The sequence below is a fragment of the Acidovorax sp. KPB24-07 genome (assembly GCF_057543315.1).
This window is the reverse complement of the sequence record NZ_BAAJYS010000505.1, coordinates 1-2,042: the sequence shown is the minus strand read 5'-3', so window position 1 is coordinate 2,042 and position 2,042 is coordinate 1. Positions and strand designations below refer to the sequence as shown.

Annotated in this window: 3 protein-coding genes; all 3 read right to left on the bottom strand. The window is 71.4% G+C overall.

Translation table 11 applies throughout. The features are described from left to right. Positions 1-61: 61 nt before the first annotated feature. Entirely contained in the window at positions 62-898 is an 837-nt protein-coding gene (cobA, locus tag AC27IQ_RS23180) for a uroporphyrinogen-III C-methyltransferase (protein ID WP_487090951.1), read from the bottom strand. Further along, positions 895-1,818, bottom strand: a complete 924-nt coding sequence (gene ybiB / locus AC27IQ_RS23175; RefSeq protein ID WP_487090950.1) for a DNA-binding protein YbiB — start codon at positions 1,816-1,818, stop codon at positions 895-897. The genes cobA and ybiB overlap by 4 nt, the downstream gene beginning before the upstream one ends. A gap of 64 nt (positions 1,819-1,882) precedes the next feature. Continuing rightward, positions 1,883-2,042 (bottom strand): (2Fe-2S)-binding protein (locus AC27IQ_RS23170; protein WP_487090952.1); only part of this gene is annotated, 160 nt, incomplete at its 5' end.

Here is a 2,042-nt window from a genome sequence, read left to right as displayed (position 1 = left end):
CCTCGGTTCAGCGTTCGCTGCAGGCCGGCGCTGGCCTGCTGGACGCGGGGCTGCCGGCCTGTCAGCCGCCCACGGCGTTGCGCAGCGAGACGGGAGTGGTGGTGGCAGGGCGCGCCGCGCGAGGGGCGCCGGCCGCCGCCACGCCGCTCACCACGTCGCCCACGACGATGACCGAGGGGCTGGCGAGCTGCTCGCGCTCGATGGTGGCGTGCAACTCGCCCAGGGTGGTGAGCGCGTGGCGCTGCTGGGGCAGGCTCACGTGCTGGATGACGACCACGGGGGTGCTGGCGGGCAGGCCGGTGAGCAGCTCCTGCTGGATGTGCGCGGCGCTGCTCACGCCCATGTAGATGACCAGGGTGAGGCGTGCATCGCGCGCGGTGGCGGCCAGCTGGCGCCAGTCGGTGCCGGCGTCGCCGGGCTTGGCGTGGCCGGTGACGAACACCACGCCATGCGCGTGCTCGCGGTGGGTGAGGGGCGTGCCCAGCAGCGTCATGCCGGCCAGGCCCGCGGTGATGCCGTTGACCACCTGCACGTCGATGCCGGCCGCGCGCAGGTGCTCGACCTCTTCGCCGCCGCGCCCGAAGATGAACGGGTCGCCGCCCTTCAGGCGCACGACGTTCTCACCCTCGTTCACGGCCATGACCATGAGCTTTTCGATGAAGGCCTGGGGCGTGCTCTTGCAGCCGCCGCGCTTGCCCACATGGACGATGCGCGCGCCGGGCGGGGCCATGGCCACGATCTCGTCGCTGACCAGGTCGTCCACCAGCAGCACGGTGGCGGCCTGGATGGCCTTGAGGGCCTTGATGGTGAGCAGTTCCGGATCGCCCGGGCCGGCGCCGACCAGCGTGCAGCGGCCGGGGGGAACGCCTTCGAAGGCGGGGGTGGATGGGCGATTCATGGGTTTGTCTCCAAAGGGATTTGCCCGGCCAGACGCAAGATGTGTTCCACCTGACGGTACAGCGGCGCGGGCACCGGCAGCGCGCCGTCGAGCACCTGGCGCGTGTAGCGGGCGGTGGTGTCCACGTCGATGTCCTGGGGCAGGCCGGGCACCTCGCTGGCCGTGCCGGGCTGCTGCTCTTCCCACAGATGGTGCGCGCCGGCGACGAAGGCGTCGTAACGGGGCGTTCGTCGCGGATCGGCGGCCACTTCGCCTTCCAACCCGCGCGAGAGCAGGGCGTTCATGCCCAGCGTGCTGAAGGTGGCGTGCAGCATGTCCTGGTACTCGGGGTGGGTGTAGGCAGTGACGACCAGCGACGGCCCGGCGCAGGGGTTCATCAGCTTGACGACGCTGTGGCCCGGGTTGCGCAGGCCGACCACTTCGCGCGCGGCCAGCAGGCGGGCCAAGCCCGGGTGCAGGGCTTCGGTGTGAATGTGGGCCACGGTGCCGTTTGCTATCTTTTCAGGAGCATTCAGGGCAGATATTCCTAGGGCGTCGAGCACATCCGATGCCAGAATGCGCCGCGCCTCGGTGCGCATGCCGTGCAGCAGCACGGGCAGGCCCTCGCGCGCCAGCAGCAGCGCCAGCAGCGGGGTGAGCACGGGCAGCTTGCGCGCGCCGTTGTAGCTGGGCAGCACGACCACGGGCCGGTCGCTGGCGGGCAGGCGGGCCAGGCGGGCGTGGGTGGCGTCGAGAAAGCCGCACATCTCCTCGGCGGTCTCGCCCTTGATGCGCATGGCGATGCAGAAGGCGCCGATCTCCAGGTCGGTGACCTGGCCGTCCAGCACCTGGCCGAACAGGTCGTTGGCCTGCTCGCGGCCAATGGCGCGGGCGCCGCGCGCGCCGCGGCCGAGGTCCTTGAGATAGTGGCTGATGGCCATGGCGTGGGGTTTTTCTGGCGGATCGAAGGGGACCGGATTCTCCCCCACTTCTGCCAACTTTTGGTTATATGGAGAGGGCGGCGGCGGGGGCCTGCGGGGAGGCCGGGGCCAGCGGCCCGGTGGCGCGCACCATGCGTTTCAGCTCGGGCACGCAGGAGCCGCACTGGGTGCCGCAGCGCAGCGCGCCCTGCAGCTGCGCGAGCCGGTCGGCATCGGTGCCGTGG

What these genes read in the sequence shown, in the direction of transcription:
- cobA (WP_487090951.1), bottom strand. Translation starts at nt 898, where the DNA reads ATGAATCGCCCATCCACCCCCGCCTTCGAAGGCGTTCCCCCCGGCCGC.
- ybiB (WP_487090950.1), bottom strand. Translation starts at nt 1,818, where the DNA reads ATGGCCATCAGCCACTATCTCAAGGACCTCGGCCGCGGCGCGCGCGGC.